The 24,160-nt window shown below is 71.7% G+C and carries 20 protein-coding genes and 1 pseudogene; 19 read left to right on the top strand and 2 right to left on the bottom strand.

Translation table 11 applies throughout. The annotated features are described in order from the left end of the window. Positions 1-268 precede the first annotated feature (268 nt). The 16 genes from EDC02_RS15695 to EDC02_RS15620 all read left to right on the top strand — a co-directional run bounded on the left by EDC02_RS15695 (position 269) and on the right by EDC02_RS15620 (position 15,926). On the top strand, positions 269-1,672 hold the full coding sequence (locus tag EDC02_RS15695) for an FtsW/RodA/SpoVE family cell cycle protein (protein ID WP_370461540.1): 1,404 nt from the start codon (positions 269-271) through the stop codon (positions 1,670-1,672). Between the two features lie 126 nt (positions 1,673-1,798). Beyond that, on the top strand, positions 1,799-2,905 hold the full coding sequence (murG, locus tag EDC02_RS15690) for an undecaprenyldiphospho-muramoylpentapeptide beta-N-acetylglucosaminyltransferase (protein WP_123604831.1): 1,107 nt from the start codon (positions 1,799-1,801) through the stop codon (positions 2,903-2,905). 21 nt (positions 2,906-2,926) lie between these two features. Further along, positions 2,927-4,360, top strand: coding sequence for a UDP-N-acetylmuramate--L-alanine ligase (gene murC, locus EDC02_RS15685; RefSeq protein WP_123602600.1), 1,434 nt, complete (start codon positions 2,927-2,929; stop codon positions 4,358-4,360). A 203-nt stretch (positions 4,361-4,563) separates the two neighbouring features. Further along, positions 4,564-5,301 carry a cell division protein FtsQ/DivIB gene (locus EDC02_RS15680; protein WP_370461539.1) on the top strand — a complete coding sequence of 246 codons (738 nt, stop codon included), beginning with the start codon at positions 4,564-4,566 and terminating at the stop codon, positions 5,299-5,301. Between the two features lie 289 nt (positions 5,302-5,590). Beyond that, complete coding sequence (gene ftsZ / locus EDC02_RS15675; RefSeq protein ID WP_123602599.1) at positions 5,591-6,709, top strand: cell division protein FtsZ; 1,119 nt, start codon at positions 5,591-5,593, stop codon at positions 6,707-6,709. Beyond that, entirely contained in the window at positions 6,706-7,446 is a 741-nt protein-coding gene (locus tag EDC02_RS15670; RefSeq protein ID WP_123602598.1) for a YggS family pyridoxal phosphate-dependent enzyme, read from the top strand. Before ftsZ ends, EDC02_RS15670 begins: the two co-directional genes overlap by 4 nt. A gap of 186 nt (positions 7,447-7,632) precedes the next feature. Then, on the top strand, positions 7,633-8,310 hold the full coding sequence (locus tag EDC02_RS15665; protein WP_123602597.1) for a cell division protein SepF: 678 nt from the start codon (positions 7,633-7,635) through the stop codon (positions 8,308-8,310). Positions 8,311-8,335: 25 nt separating this feature from the next. Further along, positions 8,336-8,641, top strand: coding sequence for a YggT family protein (locus EDC02_RS15660; protein ID WP_123602596.1), 306 nt, complete (start codon positions 8,336-8,338; stop codon positions 8,639-8,641). 40 nt (positions 8,642-8,681) lie between these two features. After that, entirely contained in the window at positions 8,682-9,488 is an 807-nt protein-coding gene (locus EDC02_RS15655) for a DivIVA domain-containing protein (protein ID WP_123602595.1), read from the top strand. Between the two features lie 52 nt (positions 9,489-9,540). Continuing rightward, positions 9,541-10,113 carry a hypothetical protein gene (locus tag EDC02_RS15650; RefSeq protein ID WP_123602594.1) on the top strand — a complete coding sequence of 191 codons (573 nt, stop codon included), beginning with the start codon at positions 9,541-9,543 and terminating at the stop codon, positions 10,111-10,113. Positions 10,114-10,192: 79 nt separating this feature from the next. Next, positions 10,193-10,489, top strand: a complete 297-nt coding sequence (locus tag EDC02_RS15645; RefSeq protein ID WP_123604829.1) for a DUF167 domain-containing protein — start codon at positions 10,193-10,195, stop codon at positions 10,487-10,489. Between the two features lie 399 nt (positions 10,490-10,888). Continuing rightward, positions 10,889-11,308, top strand: coding sequence for a TraR/DksA family transcriptional regulator (locus EDC02_RS15640; RefSeq protein WP_123604828.1), 420 nt, complete (start codon positions 10,889-10,891; stop codon positions 11,306-11,308). A gap of 158 nt (positions 11,309-11,466) precedes the next feature. Next, positions 11,467-11,991, top strand: coding sequence for a signal peptidase II (lspA, locus tag EDC02_RS15635; protein ID WP_233605951.1), 525 nt, complete (start codon positions 11,467-11,469; stop codon positions 11,989-11,991). Beyond that, the gene (locus EDC02_RS15630) at positions 11,988-12,929 is read left to right on the top strand and encodes an RluA family pseudouridine synthase (RefSeq protein WP_123602592.1); all 942 of its coding nucleotides are present in this window, start codon (positions 11,988-11,990) and stop codon (positions 12,927-12,929) included. The genes lspA and EDC02_RS15630 overlap by 4 nt, the downstream gene beginning before the upstream one ends. Before the next feature lie 59 nt (positions 12,930-12,988). Beyond that, positions 12,989-14,203 carry a hypothetical protein gene (locus EDC02_RS15625; RefSeq protein ID WP_123602591.1) on the top strand — a complete coding sequence of 405 codons (1,215 nt, stop codon included), beginning with the start codon at positions 12,989-12,991 and terminating at the stop codon, positions 14,201-14,203. Between the two features lie 211 nt (positions 14,204-14,414). Next, positions 14,415-15,926 carry an AAA family ATPase gene (locus EDC02_RS15620; RefSeq protein ID WP_123602590.1) on the top strand — a complete coding sequence of 504 codons (1,512 nt, stop codon included), beginning with the start codon at positions 14,415-14,417 and terminating at the stop codon, positions 15,924-15,926. 45 nt (positions 15,927-15,971) lie between these two features. Here EDC02_RS15620 and EDC02_RS15615 read toward each other — a convergent pair whose 3' ends face one another. Further along, positions 15,972-17,540 (bottom strand): hypothetical protein, encoded by a 1,569-nt coding sequence (locus tag EDC02_RS15615; RefSeq protein WP_148083477.1) that lies wholly within the window; start codon positions 17,538-17,540, stop codon positions 15,972-15,974. A gap of 192 nt (positions 17,541-17,732) precedes the next feature. Here EDC02_RS15615 and dnaE point away from each other — a divergent pair, with 192 nt between their 5' ends. After that, on the top strand, positions 17,733-21,275 hold the full coding sequence (gene dnaE, locus EDC02_RS15610; RefSeq protein ID WP_123604827.1) for a DNA polymerase III subunit alpha: 3,543 nt from the start codon (positions 17,733-17,735) through the stop codon (positions 21,273-21,275). A 21-nt stretch (positions 21,276-21,296) separates the two neighbouring features. Continuing rightward, entirely contained in the window at positions 21,297-22,097 is an 801-nt protein-coding gene (locus EDC02_RS15605; RefSeq protein WP_123602588.1) for a DUF2567 domain-containing protein, read from the top strand. Here the strand turns inward: EDC02_RS15605 and EDC02_RS15600 are convergent. Beyond that, positions 22,012-22,713, bottom strand: a complete 702-nt coding sequence (locus EDC02_RS15600; RefSeq protein WP_123602587.1) for an LON peptidase substrate-binding domain-containing protein — start codon at positions 22,711-22,713, stop codon at positions 22,012-22,014. The genes EDC02_RS15605 and EDC02_RS15600 overlap by 86 nt on opposite strands. A gap of 87 nt (positions 22,714-22,800) precedes the next feature. On the opposite strand from EDC02_RS15600, the pseudogene hisD reads away from it, so the two are divergent. Beyond that, positions 22,801-24,105: pseudogene (hisD, locus tag EDC02_RS15595) on the top strand (histidinol dehydrogenase); the annotation flags it as partial. Positions 24,106-24,160 lie beyond the last annotated feature (55 nt).

The following is a 24,160-nucleotide window of genomic DNA, read 5'->3' as shown; positions in this document are numbered from 1 at the left end:
GACACGCCGGTGCGGTGTCGATGCCCGGCCGCCGAGGGCGGCAGCGCCGATGATGGACCGATGGCGACGACAGGTGGCGGCCCGGATGAGCGCTGACCCGGGCCGGCCCGTCACGGATCGGCCCGTCACTGCTGCGGATCGGCCGGATTCGGACCGGGTTGCTGCGGATCGCCCGGCTCCGGACCGGCCTGTCCCGGACCGCCCCGCTCCGGGGCGGCCTGTGCCGGATCGGCACGGCCCCGCCGCCCGGCTGGATCCGATCAGCGGACTGGCCGCGTTGCGTGGTCTGCTGGCCCGGCCGCTCGCCTCGTACTATCTGCTGATCTTCAGCAGCGGACTGCTGCTGATGATCGGCCTGACCATGGTCTTCTCCGCGACCAGCATCAAGGCGTACATCGACGACGGCAGCGCGTTCAGCGTGCTGGGCCGCCAGGCGACCTTCGCGGTGATCGGCCTGGTCGCGTTCTGGATCTGTCAACGGCTGCCGGCGGCGACGTTCCGTGCCCTGGGCATCGTGGTGCTCGGCGTGGCGGTCGCCCTGCTGCTGCTGCTCAACGGGCTGCTGCTGGTGTCCACGCTGGCGGGCTGGCAGGTCGCCCGGGTCGGTCCGGTCGAGGCGGAGCTGCTCTGGCTCTACTTCGGTTCCTTCCAGCTGCAACCCTCCGAGCTGGCCAAGCTGGGCCTGGTGCTGTGGGGTGCCGACGTCATCGCCCGCAAGGGCGCCGAGCTGGGCCACTGGCGGGAGCTGGCCATCCCGCTGTTTCCCGCCGTCGGCCTGCTGTTCCTCCTGGTCGGCTACAACGACCTGGGCACCATGCTGTGCATCCTGGCCCTGGTCGTCGGGCTGCTCTGGGCGGCCGGCGTACCGCTGCGGATCTTCGCCACGTTGGGCGCGGTCGGGCTGGTCGGTATCGGCCTGCTGATCGCCGCCGCCTGGCAGGGCGCCGGTTCCGGTGCCCAGGACGCGGACAACTACCGGCTGGCCCGGCTGACGTCGTTCTTCACCCCACCGGACCAGTGCGTCGACGACTGCTACCAGGCGCTGCAGGCGAGGTACGCGATCGCCAACGGGGGATGGTTCGGTGAAGGGCTCGGCTCCAGCCGGTTGAAGTGGGGCTACCTGCCGCAGGCCGAGGACGACTTCATCTTCGCCATCGTCGCCGAGGAACTCGGGGTGGTCGGCTGCGTCGTGGTGCTGGCCCTGTTCGCGGTCCTCGCGTACACCGCGTTGCGGATCGCCCGTCGGGTGGACGACCCGTTCCGGCGACTCGCCGCCGCGGCGGCGGCCAGCTGGCTGATCAGCCAGGCGGTGATCAACATTTCCGGGGTGATCGGGCTGCTGCCGATCACCGGCATTCCGCTGCCGTTCATCTCCGCCGGCGGCAGCGCGCTGGTGGTGACGCTCGCCGCGATCGGCATGCTGGCGTCGTTCGCCCGGGCCGAACCCGACGCCGCACGGGCGCTCAACGCCCGTCCGCCGGCCCGCTGGGTACGGCTGGTCTGGGCTCCGCTGCCGCCGATGCCCCGCAAGCGTCATCCTGCCAAGCCGCGGATGACCGGCGTCGGACCGAGACCGGCCGGCACCGGGCAGCCCAGCCGATCGACCACCCCCGACGGCGGTGGCGGCCGGTCGGCGACGCCCCGTGTGCCGAGGCGACGGGACGGGCGTTAACGTACCCCCGCGAAGCGCGCATCCGGGCCGGTGGGCCCCGTACGCACCGCCCGGCGTGCCGCGTGGGCCGTCGGCGGTCCGCCGGGTCCGCCGCGCGGCCACCGAGTCGAGCGAGAGGAGATGCTGATGGGTCCGCTGCGATCGGTGGTGCTGGCAGGTGGGGGGACCGGTGGGCACATCTACCCGCTGTTGGCGTTCGCCGACTGTCTGCGCCGGCACGACCCGAGCGTGCAGATCACCTGTCTCGGTACCCCGAAAGGGCTGGAAAATGAGCTGATTCCGCCGAAAGGGTACGATCTGCGGTTGATCCCCGCACATCAGCTGCCCCGGTCGGTCAACATGGACCTCGTGCGTACGCCAGACCGGATGTTCAAGGCCGCCCGCGCCGCCGGCAAGGTCATCGACGAGGTGCGGGCCGACGTGGTGGTGGGCTTCGGCGGGTACGTGTCCGTGCCGGCCTACCTGGCGGCGTGGCGTCGCGAGATGCCGATCGTGGTGCACGAGGTGAACGTGCCGCCGGGCGTGGCGAACCGGATGGGCATGAAGTTCACCAAGCACGTCGCGGTGGGCTTCCCGCACCAGCCGGTCCAGGCCGAGTCGCTGCGCGACGCCCGGGTGGTCGGGGTGCCGCTGCGCCGGTCGATCACCGGGCTGGACCGGGTGGCCGCCCGGGAAGCCGCCCGAGCGCACTTCGGGCTGCGGCCGGATCTGCCGACGGTCTTCGTCTCCGGCGGGTCCCAGGGCGCCCGGTCGATCAACCTGGCGGTCTCCGGGGCGGCCAAGGAGCTGGCCCGGGCCGGTGTCCAGGTGCTGCACGCGATCGGTGCCCGCAACGAGCCGGTCTCGGTGCCGAGTGACCTGCCGGTGCCGTACGTGACGCTGCCGTACCTGTCGGAGATGGAGCTCGGGTACGCCGCGGCCGACCTGATGGTCTGCCGGGGGGGTGCGATGACCTGCGCCGAGGTCGCCGCGATCGGACTGCCTGCGGTCTACGTGCCCTATCCGCACAGCAACCAGGAGCAGAAGCGCAACGCGCTGCCGGTGGTCGAGGCCGGCGGTGGTCTGCTCGTCGACGACGCCGAACTGACTCCGGCCTGGGTGGAGCAGGTCGTGGTCCCGTTGGCCCGTGACCCGCAACGGCTGGCCGCGATGGGCTCGGCGGCGGCGGGGTACGGTCGCCGCGACGGCGACGAGGCGCTGCTCGACTTCGTCTACGAGGCGGTGTCCCGATGACCCGCACGGGAAGGTGACCACGTGAACATCACCGAGTTCGCCCCCACCGGCACGCTCGCCGCCGAGGAGTTGGGGACCGTACATCTGATCGGTATCGGCGGGGTCGGGATGAGCGGCCTGGCCCGCCTGCTGCTGACCCGGGGGATCCCGGTGACCGGCAGCGAGTTGCGGGACTGGCCGGCGCTGGCGGTGCTGCGGGCGCTCGGCGGCACCATCCACATGAGCCACGAGGAGGCCAACCTCGACGGGGCGGACACGGTGGTCTACTCCACCGCCATCCCGGCCGACCACGTGGAGCTGGCGGCGGCCCGTCGGCGCGGGCTGCGGGTGCTGCACCGGTCGGAGGCCCTCGCGGCGGCGATGACCGGTCGGCGGACCATCGCGGTCGCCGGTACCCACGGCAAGACCACGACCACCTCGATGGTGACCCTGACCCTGCAGCGGGCCGGCGAGGACCCGTCGTTCGTCATTGGTGGCGAGATCTCCGAGGTGGGTTCGAACGCCCACCACGGTACGGGCGAGTACTTCGTCGTCGAGGCCGACGAGAGTGACCGTTCGTTCCTGCTCTACCGCCCGTTCGTGTCGATCATCACCAACATCGACGCGGACCACCTGAACACGTACGGTGACCTGGCCGGGCTCGCCGCGGGTTTCGCCGAGTTCGCCGGGCTGACCGATCCGGACGGGTTCGTGGTGACCTGCGCGGACAACCCCGGGACCCGGCAGTTGACCGAGGCGCTGCGCGACGAGGGCCGGACCGTCCACACCTACGGCGAGTCCGCCGACGCCGATCTGCGGCTGTCCGAGATCACGTCGTCCGCGGCCGGGGTCCGCTACCTGGCCACCCTGGACGGCGCGCCGCTCGGCGAGATCGCCCTGCCGGTACCCGGCCGGCATCTCGGGCTCAACAGCGCCGCCGCGGTGCTGACCGCGCTGCGCCTCGGGCTGCCGTTGAGTGACGCGGTCGCCGCGCTGGGCGCGTTCCCCGGGGTCCGGCGCCGGTTCGAACGCAAGGGCTCGGCCGGCGGCGTCACCGTCTATGACGAGTACGCCTACCACCCGACGTCGATGACTGCGGCGCTGCACACCATGCGGGAGGTCGCCGGAGCCGGCCGGCTGGTGGTGGTGTTCCAGCCCTACCGGGTCTACCGGACCCGGGACTTGCAGGCCGAGCTGGCCGCCGCCCTGGCGATCGCCGACGAGGTGATCGTGATGGAGGTGTTCGGGCCGGGTGAGCTGCGGGAGCCGGGCGAGGGCGGGGTGGCGCTGACAGCGGACGTCCCATTGCCGGACGACCGCAAGGTGTTCATACCGTCCTGGGAGGATGTCCCCTCGGAGGTGGTCCGCCGCTGCCGGCCGGGTGACCTGGTGGTCACGATGGGCGCTCCGCCGATTTCGATGTTGGGCGACGAACTGCTGTCCGCACTCGCCGATCCGGCGGCTGACGCAGGATGACCCCGCCTGGTCGCTCGCCCCGGCCGGGCTCGGGTCGCACCGGTTCCAGCCGCTCCGGCGCCGGTCGGGTGGGCGATGTCCGGCCGGCAGGTCGGACCGGTCGGGCCGGGGTGCCCGCCGCCCGGTCCGGGCCGGCGGGAGCGGACACCGGGCACACCCGGCGCCAGCCGGGCGGCCCGGACGGGTCGACGGGCCGCTGGCGGCTGGTCCGGGCGAGCCGGGAGGCGGTGCCGCCGTCGGTCCGGCGGTTCATGCGCCGGGCCCGGCGCCGCCGGTTGCGGGCCGCGCTGCCCTGGGCGGTGGCCGGTTGCCTGGCGGCCCTGGCTGCGGTCGGCTGGTGGGTGGTCTCGGCGACCTCGGTGTTCGGCGTGGACCAGGTCCGGGTCGCGGGGGCGGCGCTGGTGACCGAATCGGACGTACGGCAGGCCGCGCAGATTCCGCCGGGGACCCCGCTGGCCCGGGTGGACCTGGCCGCGGTGGCCGGCCGGGTCTCCGGCCTGGCCGCGGTGGAGCGGGCGGTGGCGAGCCGGGACTGGCCGGGTACGGTAGTGATCACCGTGGTGGAGCGGGTGCCGGCCGCCGTGGTGCCCCGGGGCGACGCGTTCGTGGTGGTCGACGGGGCCGGGGTGGCCTTCCGGACGCTGGCCGCGCGCCCGGACGACCTGGCGGTCGTCCGGCTGGAAACGGCCGAGTTCGACCAGGCGCTGGTCCGTGACGCGGTCGCGGTGCTCGACTCGCTGACCGCGCAACTGCGCGAGGTGCTGGCGGAGATCGTGGTCAGCGGCCCGGCCGGGATCGAGCTGCGGATCGCCGACGACCGGGTGGTGATCTGGGGTGACGCCACGGAGAACGCGGTCAAGGCCCGGGTCGCCGACGCGTTGCTGGTCCAGGACGGCAGCGTGATCGACGTCAGCGCGCCGGACGTGGTGACCATCCGCTGACCCGGCATGTCGTCTGGGTGATTTCAGGACGGCTCGGTGTAGACGGTACATTACGGTCTGCCGAGACTGGCTCGGCCCGGCGCGGCCGGCGACACGCCCAGCATGGTCCTTGGATCACGCGGTACGTGCGCATACGTTGCCCGGAGAGGTTCAGTGGTTGACATAACCCTAAGCCTCTAGTAGAGGGTGAGGGTTCGTCCCGCTCTCGTGTACCGACGGGTCTGTCCTCCGTGGTCCCAGTGGGCCGGGTCAGGCCGGCGCCCGCCACTCTCGAAGGGAAGGCACCCCGATGACACCTCCGCACAACTACCTGGCGGTCATCAAGGTCGTCGGCATCGGCGGAGGCGGAGTCAACGCCGTCAACCGGATGATCGAGGTTGGCCTCAAGGGCGTCGAGTTCATCGCGATCAACACCGACGCCCAGGCGTTGCTGATGAGCGACGCGGACGTCAAGCTCGACGTCGGTCGGGAGCTGACCAGGGGCCTCGGCGCCGGGGCGAACCCGGACGTCGGCAAGAACGCCGCCGAGGACCACCGCGACGAGATCGAGGAGGTGCTCAAGGGCGCCGACATGGTCTTCGTCACCTGCGGTGAGGGCGGCGGCACCGGCACCGGCGGGGCGCCGGTGGTGGCCAACATCGCCCGCAAACTCGGCGCCCTGACGATCGGCGTGGTCACCCGGCCGTTCTCCTTCGAAGGCAAGCGACGCCAGGTGCAGGCCGAGGCCGGTATCGAGGAGTTGCGCAACCAGTGCGACACGCTGATCGTCATCCCGAACGATCGGCTGCTGGCCCTCGGCGACCGGGGGATCAGCATGATGGACGCCTTCCGGCAGGCCGACCAGGTGCTGCTCTCCGGTGTCCAGGGCATCACCGACCTGATCACCACGCCCGGCCTGATCAACCTGGACTTCGCCGACGTCAAGAGCGTGATGAGCGGGGCCGGCAGCGCGCTGATGGGGATCGGCAGCGCCCGGGGCGAGAACCGGGCGGTCGAGGCGGCCGAGGCGGCGATCTCCAGCCCACTGCTGGAGCAGAGCATGGACGGTGCCCGGGGGGTGCTGCTCTCCATCGCCGGTGGATCCGATCTCGGCCTGTTCGAGATCAACGACGCGGCGCAGCTGGTCACCGACGCCGCGCATGCCGACGCCAACATCATCTTCGGGGCGGTCATCGACGACGCGCTGGGCGACGAGGTACGGGTCACCGTCATCGCCGCCGGCTTCGACGGCGGCGCTCCCGCGTACAAGCCGGCCGAGGGTCCGCGTAAGGTCCCGGCGGCACCGGTCTCGCCGGCCGCGCCTACCGGTCCGGCTGTCGCCCCGGCGCCTCAGACGCCGACCCAGCAGACCCGCCGGGTGCTCTTCGACGACGTCGACGTGCCGGACTTCCTCAAAAACGGTTCATGACCGTCGACACCGAACGGCGACGTGCGGAACTGGCCGACCGGCTGACCGCCGTACGGTCCCGGCTCGCCGCGGCCACGGCGGCGGCGGGTCGGCCGGTGGACAGCGTCACTCTGATCGCGGTGACCAAGACCTATCCGGCCGCCGACGTGCGGCTGCTGGCCGAGCTCGGGGTCACCGACGTCGGCGAGAACCGGGACCAGGAGGCGGCGGCCAAGGCCGCCGAGCTGGCCTCCGGACCGTCCGGTGGGCCAGGGCTGCGCTGGCACTTCGTCGGCCAGCTGCAGCGCAACAAGTGCCGCTCGGTGGTCGGCTACGCGGACCTGGTGCACTCGGTCGACCGGGTGCCCCTGGCCCGGGCCCTGGCCGCCGCTGCCGGTCGGCGCGGTCGGCCGCTCGACGTGCTGGTCCAGGTCAGTCTGGACGGCGTGGTGGGGCGCGGCGGCGCGCTGCCGGACTCGGCGGATGCGGTGACCGGCTTCTGGCCGGTGGTCGAGTGTGTCCTGGGCCAGTCCGATCTGCGACTCGCCGGGGTGATGGCGGTGGCTCCGCTCGACCAGCCGCCGGAGCCGGCGTTCGCCCGGCTGGCGGAGGTGTCTGCCCAGCTCAGAGTTGCCGCGCCGGAGGCATGGATGGTCTCGGCCGGGATGAGCGCCGACCTGGAGGCGGCGGTGGCCGCCGGAGCGACACATGTCCGTGTCGGAAGTGCGTTGCTCGGAAAGCGCCCAACGCTACGGTAGCCTGGCGGCGGATACCAAACTACATCAGTGTTGTTTGAGCCGGACTCCCCGTCGTCGGGGGTCGACGTCCGTGACCGCGCACCGGTCATGGCGGGGAGCCGGCTCGGACCGGTGGGCACTGCAGTGTTCACGCGCGACAGTGGCACGGCGGGGGCGCGTGCCGCACGGCGGACGGAGGGGCGCGGCATGGGTGCACTGCGCAAAGCGGGGGTCTGGCTAGGCCTGGTCGAGGAGGACGACGACCAGGGCTACGACGACGGCTACGACAAGGGTGGCTACCGAGAGTCACGATATCGTGACAACAGGTATGCTGACGAATTCGCCGACGACGAGGAGCCGGACGATCCGCCACCACGTGCGCGGCCACCGGTGGAGCGGCTGCGTCCGTCGGAGCGGCTGCAGGCCCGGGCCGCCGAGCGGGAGCACCGGGGGGCGGATCCCGACCGGGGCGAGCGCGCCAGTGTGCGATCGATCACCCGGGCCGGTGCCGAGGCCGCGTCGGCCAGCTATCCGACCAGGGACAATCTGGCTCTGGCACCGCAGCCTGTGGTGCGGGAGCGGATGGTCGTCGCCGAGGAGGAGCAGCGGTACCAGATCACCACCCTGCACCCGACCACCTACCGGGAGGCCCGGACGATCGGGGAACACTTCCGCGACGGCACGCCGGTGATCATCAACCTCACCGAGATGGATGAGGCCGACGCCCGCCGTCTGGTTGATTTCGCTGCCGGTCTGGCGTTCGGTCTGCGCGGTACGATCGAACGCGTCACCAACCGGGTGTTTCTGCTCTCACCGGCCAACGTCCAGGTCACCGCGGAGGACAAGGCCAAGATAGCCGAGGGTGGATTTTTCAGCCTGGGCTAGCCCTGACCTGAGGACCTCGCCTGCCGTGTTGTCGATCTTGTTCCAAGTCCTGTATCTGCTGCTGTACGTCTTTCTGCTCACCCTGTTGGCGAGGTTTGTCCTGAGTGCGGTGCTTCAGTACGGTCGACGCTGGCAACCCGGTCGGGGTGCCGCAGCCGGATTGGAATCGGTGTGGAGCGTCACTGATCCCCCCCTTAAGGCGTTGAGGCGGGTGATCCCACCACTGCGAATTGGTACCGTGAGCTTCGACCTGGCCTCCCTTGTGCTCCTGGTTATCCTGTTCGTGCTGATCACGTTCGTGGTGGAGCCGCTGATCAGGGCAACCAACTGACCGGCGCGCTACGCGGCCGCAACTGACCCGAGGAGTTTCGATGCCGCTAACCCCGGCCGACGTCCACAACGTCGCCTTCAAAAAGCCTCCGATCGGCAAGCGGGGGTACGACGAGGAGGAGGTCGACGCCTTCCTGGACGAGGTCGAGCGTGAGCTCGCCCGTCTGATCGAGGAGAACAACGAGCTGCGCGCCCAGGTTGAGCGCGGAGGTCGGGGCGGGCCGGCGGGCCCGGGCGCCGACCCGCGTCTCGCGGCGGAGCTCAACGACATGAAGGCCCAGCTCGACCGCGTACAGCGGGACAAGGCCGCCGCCGAGCAGGCCGCCCGTGCCATGCAGGCCGAGCTGGAGCAGGTCAGGTCGGCCGGTGGCCCGGTCGTCGGTGCCGGCGGCGACGGCGAGCAGCAGGCGCTGCGGGTGCTGATGATGGCCCAGCGGACGGCGGACGACCACGTCTCCGACGCCCGCCGGGAGGCGGACAAGCTGCTCACCGACGCCCGCACCAAGGCCGAGGAGGTCACCCGCGAGGCGCGGGCCAAGGCCGACGCGCTGGAGCGGGACGCGCGGCAGCGCCACCAGGAGGCGATGGGTGGCCTGGACGCCAAGCGCACCGCGCTGCAGAAGCACATCGAGGAGCTCAAGCAGTTCGAGCGGGAGTACCGCACCCGGCTCAAGGCGTACCTGGAGAGCCAGCTGCGCGACCTGGACGGTCGCGGGCAGGGCCTCGAGGCCGAGATGGGGCGGGTCGAGGGCGGCCGCTCCGCTTCGGGCGGTGGTGGTCTGGCGACCGCCGGCCTGGCCAGCTCCTACGGCGGTGGCCGGTCCGGTGCGCTGGAGGCCGGCCGCTGAGGCCGAGCCTCTCGCGGGGGGTACGTCAGCAACGATGCGGCGGGGGTGAGCCGTGATAGTGGCAAGTCTGGTGCTCATCCTCGTCGCCGTCACGCTGCTCGTGCTCGGCCTGGCGAGCGGGTCCAGCCTGCTGCTGGTCGGCTCGATCGTCGCCAGTCTGCTCGCGGCGGTGGCTCTCGTGGTCGGTGCCCGGCAGGCCGCTGCGGCCCGAGCAGGGGACGTGCGCTCCGGCCCGTTCGACCCGGAGCCGGTTTCCCGTCCGGAGTTCGGCGTGGACCCCGATCCGGACCAGCGGGCCGGTCAGCGGTCATCCGCCGCGCCGGTCGGCCGGCAGCCGACCGGCCCGGCCGACGACCAGCTCGGCGGCGGCCCGGCCGACGACGACCCGCCCGACGAGCCGGCGGTCGAGGAGACGGGTGAGACCGATCACGCCCGGCTCGCCGGGCTCGATGCCGACGTGATCGTGGTCGACGGACGGCCCCGCTACCACCGGGCGAGTTGCCTGCATCTGGTGGCCAGGGACGGTGAGCCGCTGCCGGTGCGCGAGGCCCTGGAACTCGGATTCACCCCGTGCGGGCTCTGCCAGCCGAACCGGACCCTGCTGGCCGAGTCCGGCCGCGTCTGAACAGGCGGCGTCTTTCTTGTCCCGTCGGAGCAGCCGCCGGCCCGCCCGGCCGGCCACCGGTGCCGGCGGGCGTCCGGAGATCGACCTGGTGGTCGCCGTCCGGGTCAAGCCCGGTGCGTCCCGCGCCCGGGTCGGCGGTTGTCACCCAGGCTCGCTGGGGCCCGCGCTGATCATCGCGGTCACCGCCCCGGCGGTGGACGGCCGTGCGACGGAGGCGGCCCGGCATGCGCTCGCCGCGGCGCTCGAGGTGCCGACCCGGCGGGTCACGCTACGGGCCGGTGCCGCCAGTCGGGACAAGCTGTTCAGGGTGGACACCGTGACCACCGACGAGGCCGAGGTGTTGGACGCCCGGCTGCGGCGGCTGCGGGACGGGTGAAGCGGCCGACCGCCGACACCTCGACCACGTCGCGCGTTCCTCGACGAGACGCGGCGACTGTCCTTCTTGGGTGATATGTCGGCCCGCGCCGCGCCGCTGTCCCCCTTCTGCTCGATCTTGCCAGTCAAATCGGTGCATCACCGGACGAAAGCTGTGCCATTGTTGTCGGATGTCTTCACGTTCCGTATCCTTGCGAATCTCCGGAGTGTGCAACGGACCCGTTGTACGCCCGTTTTGTGCTTTGGGGGCAGCATGGCCGAGCTGACGGAAGCGAGGCGCCGGACGGGTCGGGTGACCCCGTCCACGGCGCCGCGCCGCGCACCGTCCGGCCTGCCGACGCCGGAGGATCCCGTACAGGCACTGCCGATCGCCGCGGGTGACGCGGCCGAGGGAGCGACGATGGCGAAGCCAGCCGACACGAAGACCGCCGCCCGCGGGCGAGCGGCCCGGGCACCGCGCAGCGCGGCCGAGACCACCAAGATCCAGATTGCCCTGCAGGCCCGTCGGGACGAGTTGCGAGCCGAGTATGATCAGACGTTGAGCGAGATCACCGAGCTGCAGCGGGAACGGCTGACCGACTCGGCCGGCGACGACCAGGCCGACACCGGTACCAAGACGTTCGAGCGGGAGCAGGAGATCTCCCTCGCCAAGAGCATCCTGGACCGCATCAACCAGGTGGAGCGGGCGCTGGAGCGGCTGGCCGAGGGCAACTACGGCTGGTGTGAGCGGTGCGGCACGGACATCCCGGTCGAGCGGCTCGCCGCCTTCCCCTCGGCCACCCTATGCGTGTCCTGCAAGCAGATCGAGGAGCGGCGCTAGCCGAGCGGTGACGGGCCCGACGCGGGCGAGCCGCTCCACTGAGAAGGGAGAGGCGTCTGTCCGCCGACGGCGATCCGCGCCCGGACGTTCCCAACGCCGGTGGCGACGCCCCGCCAGCACCTGAAGTGGGCGATGGCAGACCCGTCACCGGCCCGCCGGTGACGGGGGCCGGCCGACCTGCGCTGTGGACCTTCGCCCTGGTCGCGGCGGCGGCACTGCTCGTCGACCTCGGCACGAAGCAGTGGGCGATCAGCGCCCTCACCGACCGGGAACCGGTCCGCCTGCTGGGCGGTGCCCTCTACCTGACGCTGATCCGTAACAGCGGTGCGGCGTTCAGCCTCGGATCCGACTACACCTGGATATTCCCGCTCGTCACCGTGGCGGTCGTCGGCTGGATCGGCTGGTTGACCAGAGGGCTGCGGTCGCTGCCCTGGGCGGTGGCGCTCGGGCTGATCCTCGGCGGGGCGCTCGGCAACTTCCTGGACCGGATGTTCCGCGCACCCGGGCCCCTCCTCGGCCAGGTGGTGGACATGTTCAGCGTCTTCCACCCGTACGGCCAGGTCTTCCCGATCTTCAACGTGGCCGACAGCGCGTTGGTCGTCGGCGTACTCCTCGCCGTACTGCTGGAACTGACCGGCCGACAGCGCGACGGCCACCGGCTGTCCGGAAAGGTGGACCGTTGACCACACCCGCCCGCCAAGGGGAGCGACGGTCGCTGCCGGTGCCCGACGGGCTCGACGGCACCCGGCTCGATCAGGCTGTCTCCCGGCTGTTCGGACTGTCCCGCACCGCGGCCGCCGCGCTGGTGGAGTCCGGCGACGCCGCGGTGGACGGGGTCACCCGGCACAAGTCCGACCGGGTGACCGCCGGCGCCTGGCTGGAGGTGGTCCTGCCGGCGCCGGTCGCGGCTCCGGTGGTGATCGCCCAACCGGTCGACGGACTGCGGGTCGAGTACGCCGACGAGGACATCGTGGTGGTGGACAAGCCGGTGGGCGTGGCGGCGCACCCGAGCCCCGGGTGGACCGGCCCGACGGTGCTGGCCGGTCTGGCGGCGGCCGGTCACACCATCGCGACCAGTGGCGCGGCCGAACGCCAGGGCATCGTGCACCGGCTCGACGTCGGCACCAGCGGGCTGATGGTGGTGGCCAAGAGCGAGCACGCGTACTCGGTGCTCAAACGCGCGTTCAAGGAACGCGAGGTGGACAAGCGCTACCACGCCGTCGTGCAGGGGCACCTCGACCCGCTGCGCGGGACCATCGACGCCCCGATCGACCGCCATCCCACCCACGACTACCGGTGGGCGGTGGTCTCGGGCGGCAAACCGAGCGTCACCCACTACGAGACGGTGGAGGCTTTTCCAGCTGCCAGTCTGGTCGACATCCGCCTGGAGACCGGCCGTACCCACCAGATCCGGGTGCACTTCTCCGCGCTGCGGCACCCGTGCGTAGGTGACCTGACGTACGGTGCGGATCCGACACTCGCCGCCCGACTCGGGCTGACCCGCCAGTGGTTGCATGCCCGTGCGCTCAGTTTCGTACACCCCCGTACGGCGGAGGAAGTTCGCTTCCACAGCGACTACCCTGACGACTTGAAGCGTGCCCTGGCCGTGCTCGGCGATTGAGAGCCGGCGAACACGCGGTCACTCAGCGTCCACCCGCCATCGGGGAAGGGGAGTCGCCCGTGCGTGCCGGCGACCTGTTGCGGCGAATCGACCGACGGCTGCTGCCGATCCTGGTGGACGCCGCCGTCCGGCTCGCGCAACGACCGGTCCGTCCCCAACTGCTCGTCGGGGTGGCCGGGGTGTCGATCAGCGCGGTGCTGGCCGCCGCCGTCTGGGCGGTGGATCACGACGACGGCGCCGTCCGCGCGGTGGACGACGTCGTGCAGGTGGGAGTAGCCGAGGGCGAGTCCATACCGGACTACCTCCGGGCGGTAAGTGGCGAGCTGGCCACCCTGCCGGAGGATCCGGCACCGGCCGGGTCGACCGGCGACAACTACGCGTTGGTGACCTTCAACGGGTATCTGGCCCCCGACCGGCTCGCCGCTGTCCTGCCCGGAGTGTCCGTCGTGGAGGTGTACACCCGGGTTCCGCTGGGGCGGGAGAAGACCCAGGTGATCCGGATGCCGGCCTTCCGGTTGCCCGAGGACGTGCTGACCGGGATGGAACAGGTCGCCGAGCGCAAGAGCAGGCAGGCGACCGACTACCGCCGCCGGGTCGCCGAGCTCGGCCGGGCAGCCGACCTGGACCAGTGGCTGGCCTACGACAAGGGTGCCCGGGTGGCCACCGCCGAGGCCGCTGCCTACCGCGACCACTGTGCCTGCGTGTTCGCGGCGGTGGTCCAGGGCGTCCCGGTCGACCTGCGCAGGCTGGCCCGGCTGGCCGAGATCCGGGCCGTCGATCCCGCGCCAGAGGTCCGTCGCCTGGACCGGGCGGTGTTCCTGCCTCCGCTGCCGGAGTACGACGAGGTGGTGCCGGTCGGCGACGCCGCGCTCACCAGCAGCGGGTTGCCGTTCGACGTGCCAGCCGCTGAGCCGGGCGGCGCGGCCGACAGCGCGGTCGGCGGCGGTCCGACCAGTGTCGCTCCGGCGACCGACGGCGACCCGGACGCGGGGTCAGGCGTGCGGACCGGGTCCGCACCCGACCATGATTCCGCCCCGGGCAGCGCCGATTCCGCCCCGGACGCGGACGACGGCACCCGGGACGGCGCCGACACGTCGACGGCCGGCTCGGGGAGCCCGACCACGGCCCCGCCGGGCCGGTCGACCAACGGGGCGGGGCGTCCGGCCGCGACGGCTGGTACGCCGGCCGGCTGTACCGAGTCGCCGACCGGTGCGTCGCCGGCCACCGTCGGACCGTCGGGCTGCCCGGCGAACCCTAGCGGTGAACCTTGGTAGCGGGCCGGTATCGACCACCGGTGTCCCGGTTCCGTACGCTACCCCCGGTGCCGCCACGATCCTCGTCAGGTGACGGCTGCAGTGACCGGACCGGGGGAGTCCGGCAGAGTTGGCCGGTCGGGGCGAACAACGGGCCTTTGGCGGTGTGGCCTGAACAGGTCTAGCTTCGTAGCCTGTCAGGCGGGGACCGATAGCGCTGGGAGGGCGAGCCGTGGAGGGCACCGAGTCCGGCTGGGGCCGGCCTGCCGAACCAGCGCCGCGCTGGCGTGCGCTGCTCGACCGGGCTCGCCTCGGTGGCCGTACCGGTGAGCAGCCCGAGGTGGCGGACCGCAACGGGGCGGCGGACCGCAACGGGGCGGCGCCCCGGTCGCGGGAGAACGGTCGCGGCACCGCCCAGGTGCCCAACGGCATCGCGCAGGTGCCGGGTCACCACCCGGAGCCGGGGCATTCCGCCGGTTCTAGTTGGATGGGCGACTCCGGTCATCCGGCCGGTCCCGGTCACCCTTCGACCCTCGGCCACCCCGCTGATCCTGGCTATCCCGTTGATCCCGGCCATTCGGCCGGTCCTGGCTATCCCGTTGATCCTGGCTATCCGGCCGACCCGGGGCCGCCGGCGCCGGCCGCCGGTCGGTACGCCGCCCTGGCACCGCCGCCGGATCCGGTCGCCCCGGGTGGCTACGCACCCAGCTATCCGGTGCTGCCCGGCCGCCCTCCGGACCGGGGCGCCCGCCCGGTGCGTCCGAGTGTGCCGCCACCTGCCGAGCAGGGCTTTGCCGGCGGCCCCGAGGTCGGCGGCTATCCGCCGGTCGCCGAGCCGCCCCGCCGGGGCGGGCCCGGGCCGGGGTACCCGCCGGGCCAGGACGGCGGCGGCGGATACCCGGCGCGGATCGAGTGGCGGGAGAGCCGGCCCGACGCGGAGGTCGACCGCGCCACCGGCATCCTGCGCCGCAACCTCGGCATACCGCGGGTACTGGCGTTCGCGAATCCGAAGGGTGGGGTGCACAAGACGACGGCGACCGTCCTCGCTGCGGCGACGATCGGTAGCGTCCGTGGCCGTGGGGTGCTCGCCTGGGACGACAACGAGCTGCGCGGTACGCTCGGGCTGCGGGCCGGCAGCGCCCGTCATGCCCGGACCATCCGCCATCTGATCTCCGATCTGGTGGAGATCGAGGGCTCGCACGGCTACGAGTTGACCGACCGGCTCGACGACTACCTCAGGCATGCCTCCGACGGCTCGTACGACGTACTCGCCGGTGAGGAGAGCCCTCGGTTCGCGCAGCGTCTCGATCCGCACACCGTCCGGCGGGTGCTGGAGCTGCTCCGCCGGACCCACGACGTGATCTGTGTGGACACCGGCAACAACGTGGAGAGCGCCAACTGGCAGACCGTCCTGCAGGCCGCCGATCAGCTGGTGGTCACCTGCGTGCCCCGGGAGGACGCGGCGTTCACCGCGGACTGGATGCTGGACCTGCTGGACGACGTCGGCATGGGCGACCTGGTGCGTAACGCGGTGACGTTGCTGTCCTGTCCGAGTCCGGGGCCGATGCCGCTGCTCGACGACCTGCGCCGGCACTTCGCCACCCGGACCCGGGCGGTGGCCGTGGTGCCCTACGACCCGGCCCTGGAGACCGGGTCGTCGATCGAGTACGTGCAGTTGCAGCCGGAGACGCGGCAGGCGTGGCTGCAGGCGGCCGCGATGATGCTGGAGCCGTTCGTCCGCTGAGCCGGTTTTCGTTGGTTGAGACCGGGTCGGTCGGCTGAGCCCGGTTCAGTCGGCTGGCACCCGGTCGGCCGTCGGCTGGCAGCCGTGCGCCACCCCCCAGCGGGAGCATCGGCCGTCCGGGTAGGGCGTGGTGTGCGCGATCCAGGCGAAGTAGCCGGCGTGGTTGGTCCGTTCGTCGGGCATGTACCGGTCGACGGTGGCTGACCCGGCGGAGGCGAGCACGAAAAGCAGCGGCACGAGCAGCAGCCCGACCGGTGCGGTCGGCTCCCGGCTGGCCGGTCCGGCGGTGCCGGTGCGGCCGCGCCAGCGTTGGACGGCGAGCAGCACACCGAATCCGGTGAGAATCAGCAGGCAGTAGAGCACCACGGCGGTGGTCCGCGGATACAGCCGTACGGTCTGGGTCTCCCACTGTTCGCTGGCCAGCCACATCCGCAGGAACCAGGCGCTGGCCGCGCACGCGCCGAGGGCGATCACGATGCTGCGCCGCCAGGCCAGCGCGAGGGCCAGCCCGAGCCCGGCGGCGAGCAGCAGGGTGAACAGCCCGACCCCGCCGAGTTCGCCGACCGGCGGCCAGACCGGGCCGACGTCGGCCGGCCGGTCGTTGCGCCACATCGCGATGTACGCCGGCTCGGTGTCGGTGTCGAAGTAGAAGTAGTCGTCGGAGGTGCCGCCGGTCGGGGCGAGCAGGCCGCGCAGATGTACCCAGCCGACCAGCACGAAGCTGACCACGGTCGCCCCGCCGAGCAGTAGGACCAGCCGCCAGCCGGTCCGCCACGGTGCGGTCAGCGCGACGGCCACCAGCATGCCGCCGGCGCACCAGACGAACCATCCGGAGTAGAGCAGGAAGAGCAGCCCGAGGCCGACCCCGGCCAGCGTGCCGGCCAGCAGCGCCAGCCGGGCGGTCATCCGGTCCGCCCGGCGGACCGTCGACAGGAACTTCACCAGCACCGGGATCAGCATCACCAGGGTGATCTGCGGGTACGGCTTGACCGGTTCGATCATCGGCAGCATCGCCAGCACCCCGACGGTCACCGCCCAGAGCGGACGCAGCACCAGTCGCCAGGCCAGGTAGGCGGCCGGGCCGAACAGGGCGGTACCGGCCAACTGGAGGTCCTTGAGGGCGAGGACGTGCGGCTGGTCGGTCAGCCGGGCCCAGGCTCCGATCGTCCAGAAGACGGCTGGTGGGTAGTGGTCGGAGATCTCCTGCCCGGACCACAGCGCGGCGGTCCATTCGAGGATCCACTGGTAGTCGCCGCCGCCGGCCCACAGCGGCAGCTGGGTGCCGCGCAGCGCCACCCCGATCCCACCGGCGACGAGCCCGGTGGCGAGCCCGGCGACCGCGGCGCAGCCGGCCCGGACGACGTACGGCCGGTGCGCCGGGGCGAGCAGCCGGTGCGTCAGCACCATCGCGACGACCAGCACGCCGGCCAGCACCGCGAACCGAAGCTGGAGTGCGGCCAGGCCGCTCACCTGGCCTTTCCGGTCCAGCGGATCGACATTTATGTCTTTGCTCCAGGCCAGGAACCCGAACGCGGCGCCGATGCTGACCAGCGCCTCGACGCCGATGCCGGCCAACCTGGAGCGAAATGTGGGTCTCTGTCTGGCTGTGCTCACACAGAGACGGTAAACCCTCACTGACGGTGTTGTCGGGTGGAGCTCGTGGTCTGCCGGGAGTGTCGCGAGTCGCGGCGAGTGAAAGTAGTGCTGGGCCGTGCGGCTGCGGACTCCGCGCGCCTCGGTGCGGCGTCGGTGGCGACACGATAGGGTTCGCTGGTCGTGCCGGGACGGGAGAAGGGGGCCGGGTCGGTGTCCGATAGTTTTGTGCACCTGCACGTGCACACAGAGTATTCGATGCTCGATGGAGCGGCCCGGTTGAAGGAACTGTTCGCCGAGGCCAACCGTCTGGAAATGCCGGCCCTGGCGATGACCGACCACGGCAATCTTTTCGGCGCGTACGACTTTTTCAAGCAGGCGACCGGCGCCGGGGTGAAACCGATCATCGGCTTGGAGGCGTATCTCACACCTGGGACGGATCGTCGGGATCGGACGAGGGTGCGGTGGGCCGAGGGTGGGGAGAACGACGTCTCCGGTGGTGGCGCGTACACGCACATGACGATGCTGGCGGCGGACGCGGACGGTCTGCGTAACCTGTTCCGGTTGGGTTCGCGGGCGAGCCTGGAGGGGTACTTCTACAAGCCGCGTGCGGACCGGGAGCTGCTGAACGAGTACGGCAAGGGGATCATCGCGACGACGGGGTGCCCGTCCGGTGAGGTCCAGACCTGGTTGCGGATCGGTGACTTCGAGAAGGCGTGCGCGTCGGCGGCCGAATTCCGTGACATCTTCGGTGCCGACAATTTCTACCTGGAGTTGATGGACCACGGACTGGGTATCGAGACCCGGGTCCGGGATGATCTGATCCGGCTCGGTAAGCGGTTGAATCTCAAACCGGTCGCGACCAATGATCTGCACTACACGCATGAACGGGACGCGGACGCGCACGAGGTGCTGCTGTGTGTCCAGTCCGGTTCGACGATGGCGGACCCGAAGCGGTTCAAGTTCGACGCGCGGGATTTCTATCTCAAGTCCGCTTCGGAGATGCGGAAACTGTGGGACGCGGAGGTGCCGGGGGCGTGTGACAACACCCTCGAGATCGCCGAGAAGATCGGCGACTATTCGGCGTTGTTCGCGTCCCGGGACCTGATGCCGCAGTTCCCGGTGCCGGCCGGGGAGACCGAGGAGTCGTTCCTGCGGGCCGAGGTGCTGCGGGGGCTGGGGCGCCGGTTCCCGGGTGGGGTGCCCGACGGGCACCGCCGGCAGGCCGAGTACGAGCTCGACGTGATCCTCAAGATGGGTTTCCCGGGTTACTTCCTGGTGACCGCGGACCTGGTGCACTACGCGAAGCGGGAAGGGATCCGGGTCGGTCCGGGTCGTGGTTCGGCGGCCGGGGCGCTGATCGCGTACGCCCTGGGCATCACCGAGCTGGACCCGATCCCGCACGGCCTGCTGTTCGAGCGGTTCCTGAATCCGGACCGGGTGTCGATGCCGGACATCGACATGGACTTCGACGAGCGTCGCCGCGGTGACATGATCCGCTACGCGACCGAGCGGTACGGCGAGGAACGGGTCGCCCAGATCATCACCTACGGCACGATCAAGGCGAAGGCCGCGATCAAGGACGCGGCCAGGGTGCTCGGCTACCCGTTCGCGATGGGTGACCGGATCACCAAGGCGATGCCGCCGCCGGTGATGGGCAAGGACATCCCGCTGACCGGCATCTTCGACCCGAAGCACCCGCGCTACCCGGAGGCGGTGGAGTTCCGGTCGCTGTACGAGTCCGACGGCGAGGTCCGCAAGATCGTCGACACGGCCAAGGGCCTGGAGGGGCTGAAGCGGCAGTGGGGGGTGCACGCCGCCGGGGTGATCCTGTCCCGGGACCCGCTCGTCGACGTGCTGCCGATCCAGAAGCGGGAGCAGGACGGGGCGATCATCACCCAGTGGGACATGGGCGCGTGTGAGTCCATCGGCCTGCTGAAGATGGACTTCCTCGGGCTGCGCAACCTGACCGTGATGGACGACTGCCTGGCCGGGATCGCCGACAACCAGAACCTCAACCTGGTCCTGGAGGATCTGCCGCTGGACGACAAGCGCGCCTACGAGCTGCTCGCCCGTGGTGACACGCTCGGGGTGTTCCAGCTCGACGGCGGGCCGATGCGGTCGCTGCTGCGGTCGATGGTGCCGGACAACTTCGAGGACATCTCCGCCGTCCTCGCCCTGTACCGGCCGGGTCCGATGGGCGCCAACGCGCACAACGAGTACGCCGACCGCAAGAACAACCGTAAACCGGTGGTGCCGATCCACCCCGAGCTGGCCGAGCCGCTCGCCGACATCCTGGGCGACACCTACGGGTTGATCGTCTACCAGGAGCAGGTCATGGCGATCGCCCAGCAGTTGGCCGGCTACACGCTCGGCGCCGCGGACCTGCTGCGCCGGGCGATGGGCAAGAAGAAGAAGGAGATCCTGGACAAGGAGTACGTGCCGTTCTCGCAGGGCATGCGGGACAACGGCTACTCCGACGAGGCGATCAAGACGCTGTGGGACATCCTGGTCCCGTTCTCCGACTACGCGTTCAACAAGGCGCACACCGCCGGCTACGGCCTGGTGTCCTACTGGACCGCGTACCTGAAGGCCAACTACCCGGCCGAGTACATGGCCGCGTTGCTGACCAGCGTCGGCGACGACAAGGACAAGGCCGCCGTCTACCTGGCCGAATGCCGGCGGATGAAGATCAAGGTGCTGCCGCCGGACGTCAACGCCTCCGGAGCCCGGTTCACCGCCGTCGGCGCCGACATCCGGTTCGGCCTGGCCGCCGTGCGTAACGTGGGCACGAACGTCGTCGACGCGATCGCCCGGTGCCGCAAGGACAAGGGCGCCTACACCGACTTCTACGACTTCCTGCGCAAGGTCGACCCGGTGGCCTGCAACAAACGCACCGTCGAGTCCTTGATCAAAGCGGGCGCGTTCGACTCCCTCGGACACACCCGCCGGGGCCTGCTGACCGTGCACGCCGACGCGATCGACTCGTTCATGGACCTCAAACGCAACGAAGCGGTCGGCCAGTACGACCTGTTCGGCGACGCGTTCGGCGCCGCCGACCCGGCCGGCGGCGGCGCGGGCCCGATGGTGGTCACCCCGCCGATCCCGGACGGCGAGTGGGACAAGACCGACCTGCTCACCTTCGAACGGGAGATGCTCGGCCTGTACGTCTCCGACCACCCGCTGTTCGGTGTCGAGCACGTCCTCGCCAACGCCGCCGACATGTCCATCGCCGCCCTGTCCGAGGACGGCGCGGTCGCCGACGGCACCGTGGTCAACCTGGCCGGCATCCTCTCCGGGGTGCAGCGGCGGATCACCAAGCAGGGCCGCGCGTGGGCCTCGGCCACCCTGGAGGACCTGGGCGGCGCCGTCGAGGTGCTGTTCTTCCCGAACACCTACGAACTCGTCGGCCAGTACATCGCCGAGGACGCCATCGTCGTGGTCAAGGGCCGGATCGACCGCCGCGACGACCAGCCCCGGCTGATGGCGATGGACCTGTCCGTACCGGAGATCACCGCCGCCGACGAGATCAAGCCCATCGTGATCGCGCTGTCCCCGGCCCGCTGCACCCCGCCCCTGGTCGACAGCCTCCGCGACGTGCTGACCAGCCACCCCGGATCGGCCGAGGTGCACGTCAAACTCGTCAACGGCGGCCGCGCCACCCTGCTGCGCCTCGGCCCGCACCGGGTCGCCCCGACCACCGCGTTGATGGCCGACCTCAAGGCACTCCTCGGCCCCACCGCCGTCGCCGGCTGAGACCTGCGAGAGGATCGACGGGTGAGTTCCACCGCCGACGCCGGCCCACCCGGCGACCCGACCGGCCCGTCCGGGGCGTCGCCGGTAACCCCGCCCGACACCGGCCGGCGCCGGATCTGGCGACGGCCAGGGTTGTCCGTCGCCGCCGCGATCACCGTGGGCGGTGCCCCGCTCGGCGTCGCCTGGTCGATGCTGGCCCCCTGGATCCCGGTGGTCAAAACCGAGCAGGGCGCGGCGGTACGCGGCGGCGACCCGGAGCACTTCGTCGCCGCCGACGGCTGGTTCGCGATGCTCGGCGTCGGCTACGGGATCCTCGCCGGGATCATCGTCTGGGCGTCGCTACCCCGGTCCCGTGGACCGTACGGGCTGGTCGCCGTCACCGTCGGCGGGCTCGGCGCGGCAGCGCTGGCCTGGGCCCTCGGCCGGCAGATCGGCCTGGCCGGCTACCAGCGGGCACTGGAGGCGGCGGCGCTCGGCGCCCAGTTGGAGCGGCCACCGGACCTGCAGGCCGGCGACTTCGACCTGTGGTTCGGCGTACTGCCGACGGTCACCGGCGCGTTCGGCGCTCCGGCGCTCGGCGCGGTGCTGGCGTACACCATGCTGGCCGGCTGGTCCAGCCACCCGGACCTGCGTCCGGAGCCGGACCGGGTCGAAGCCGGGCCTGACCTCCCAGCCCTCCCAGCGGCCCCGGACCTGCGCCCGGACTCGGCCCCGGACGTCGCCGCCGATCCGCGAATCAGTTCGGACTCGCCGGAACCGCCAACTCGGGCAACGGGACCGGCACCGCCCGCACCCGGCGCAGCAGCGCCACCTCCCGATTGAGCATCCGCAGCTCGGCCCGCAGCCGCCGGGCGGTGTCCAGCTCCGCCAGCAGCGCCTGCCGCTCACTGATGTGCAACGCGGCGGTCGCCGCCACCAGATGGGACAGCACGGTCGGCTGCTCCGGCAGCTGTTCGGTGATCTCGGCCGAGTCGGTCCGGACCAGGTCGAGATACTGCCGGAACACCGCGAGCACCTGCGGGGCCAGCAGGTCCGCCAGCTCCTCGGACCCGGTCGGCTCAGGCAGCCACTGCACCGACGCGGTGAGGTACGGCGTACCTTCGGTGGCCAGGTCGGTGATCCGGAACCGGCGCCGGCCGACCGTCACGATGTCGTACCGCCCGTTCGGCAGCTCGGTGACCTGCCGCAGCTGAGCGGTGCAGCCGATCTCGTGCAGGCTCACCGAGGTCGGTGCCGGCGCGCCCGGCGGCCCGGCGGTCGGCAGCACCTCCCAGCCCCGCCGGATCGCCACCACCCCGAACTCCCGGGTGACGCCGTCAGGCAGGCTGGTCAGATGCCGGACCAGCGCCCGGTAACGCTCCTCGAAGATGTGCAGAGGCAGCACCAACCCGGGGAAGAGCACCGTCCCGAGCGGAAAGACCGGTAGCCGCTGACCCACCGGTCGAGCCTAGCGTGGTCACGCTCACTGTCCCGTCCGCTGGACGGCCGGCGTCCGGCCAGTGGGAGGACGCCTAGACTCGCAAGCGTGCTGAACCGGATCGACCTGCGAGGCGGGTCACCCGACCCGCGTGGCCTGCTGCCCCGTGCCCAGCTCGACGTCTCCGTGGCGGTCGAGCGGATCCGCCCGCTGGTGGAGGCGGTCCGTGACCATGGCTACCTGGCGATCCGGGAGGCGGCCGAGCGGTTCGACGGGGTCAGCCCGCACCGGCTGCGGGTGCCCACCGAGGCGCTCGCCGCGGCCGAGCGCGACCTCGACCCCGGGGTCCGGGCCGCGCTGCTGGAATGCATCGACCGGGCCCGGCGGGTGCACGCCGACCAGCGCCGGACCGACGTCACCACCCAGGTGGTGCCCGGCGGGACCGTCACCGAACGCTGGGTGCCGGTCGGCCGGGTCGGGCTGTACGTGCCCGGCGGGTTGGCGGTGTACCCGTCGACCGTGGTGATGAACGTGGTCCCCGCCCAGGTCGCCGGGGTGGCGTCACTGGTGGTGACCAGTCCGCCGCAGCGCGACAACGACGGGCTGCCCGATTCGCGGGTACTGGCCGCCTGCGCCCTGCTCGGCGTCGACGAGGTGTACGCGGTCGGCGGCGCGCAGGCCGTCGCGATGCTCGGCTACGGCGCCGCGGTCGACCCGGACGGGACCGACCGGTGCGCCCCGGTCGACGTGATCACCGGGCCGGGCAACATCTGGGTCACCGCCGCCAAGCGGCTGCTGCGCGGGGTGGTCGGCATCGACGCCGAGGCCGGCCCGACCGAGATCGCCATCCTCGCCGACGACACCGCGGACCCGGTGCACGTCGCCGCCGACCTGATCAGTCAGGCCGAGCACGATCCGTTGGCGGCCAGCGTGCTGGTCACCCCGTCGACCGGGCTGGCCGACGCGGTCGACCGGGAACTGGCCCGGCAGGTGCCGGCCACCCGGCACGCCGACCGGATCGCCACCGCGCTCGGCGGCGAGCAGTCCGGCACCGTCCTGGTCGACGACCTCGACACCGGTCTGGCCGTGGTCGACGCGTACGCCGCCGAGCACCTGGAGATCCAGACCCGGGACGCCCGGCAGTGGGCGCTGCGGGTCCGCAACGCCGGGGCGGTCTTCGTCGGCGCGTACGCCCCGGTGTCGCTGGGCGACTACTGCGCCGGCTCCAACCACGTACTGCCCACCGGCGGCTGCGCCCGGCACTCCTCGGGTCTGTCGGTGCAGTCCTTCCTGCGCGGCATCCACCTCGTCGAGTACGACGCGGACGCGTTGCGCGACGTCGCCGACCACGTGGTCACCCTGGCCGAGGCCGAGGACCTGCCGGCGCACGGGCAGGCGGTCCGGGCCCGGTTCGCCGACCCGACCGGCATCGCCGCCCCGGCGGCGGACTCACCGGCCGTTTCCCCGA

Origin of the sequence: Micromonospora sp. Llam0, from assembly GCF_003751085.1 — a bacterium.
In the GTDB taxonomy this organism is placed as follows: Bacteria; Actinomycetota; Actinomycetes; order Mycobacteriales; family Micromonosporaceae; genus Micromonospora_E.
The sequence above is the reverse complement of the archived record's forward strand: the minus strand, read 5'-3'. Positions and strand labels throughout refer to the sequence as shown.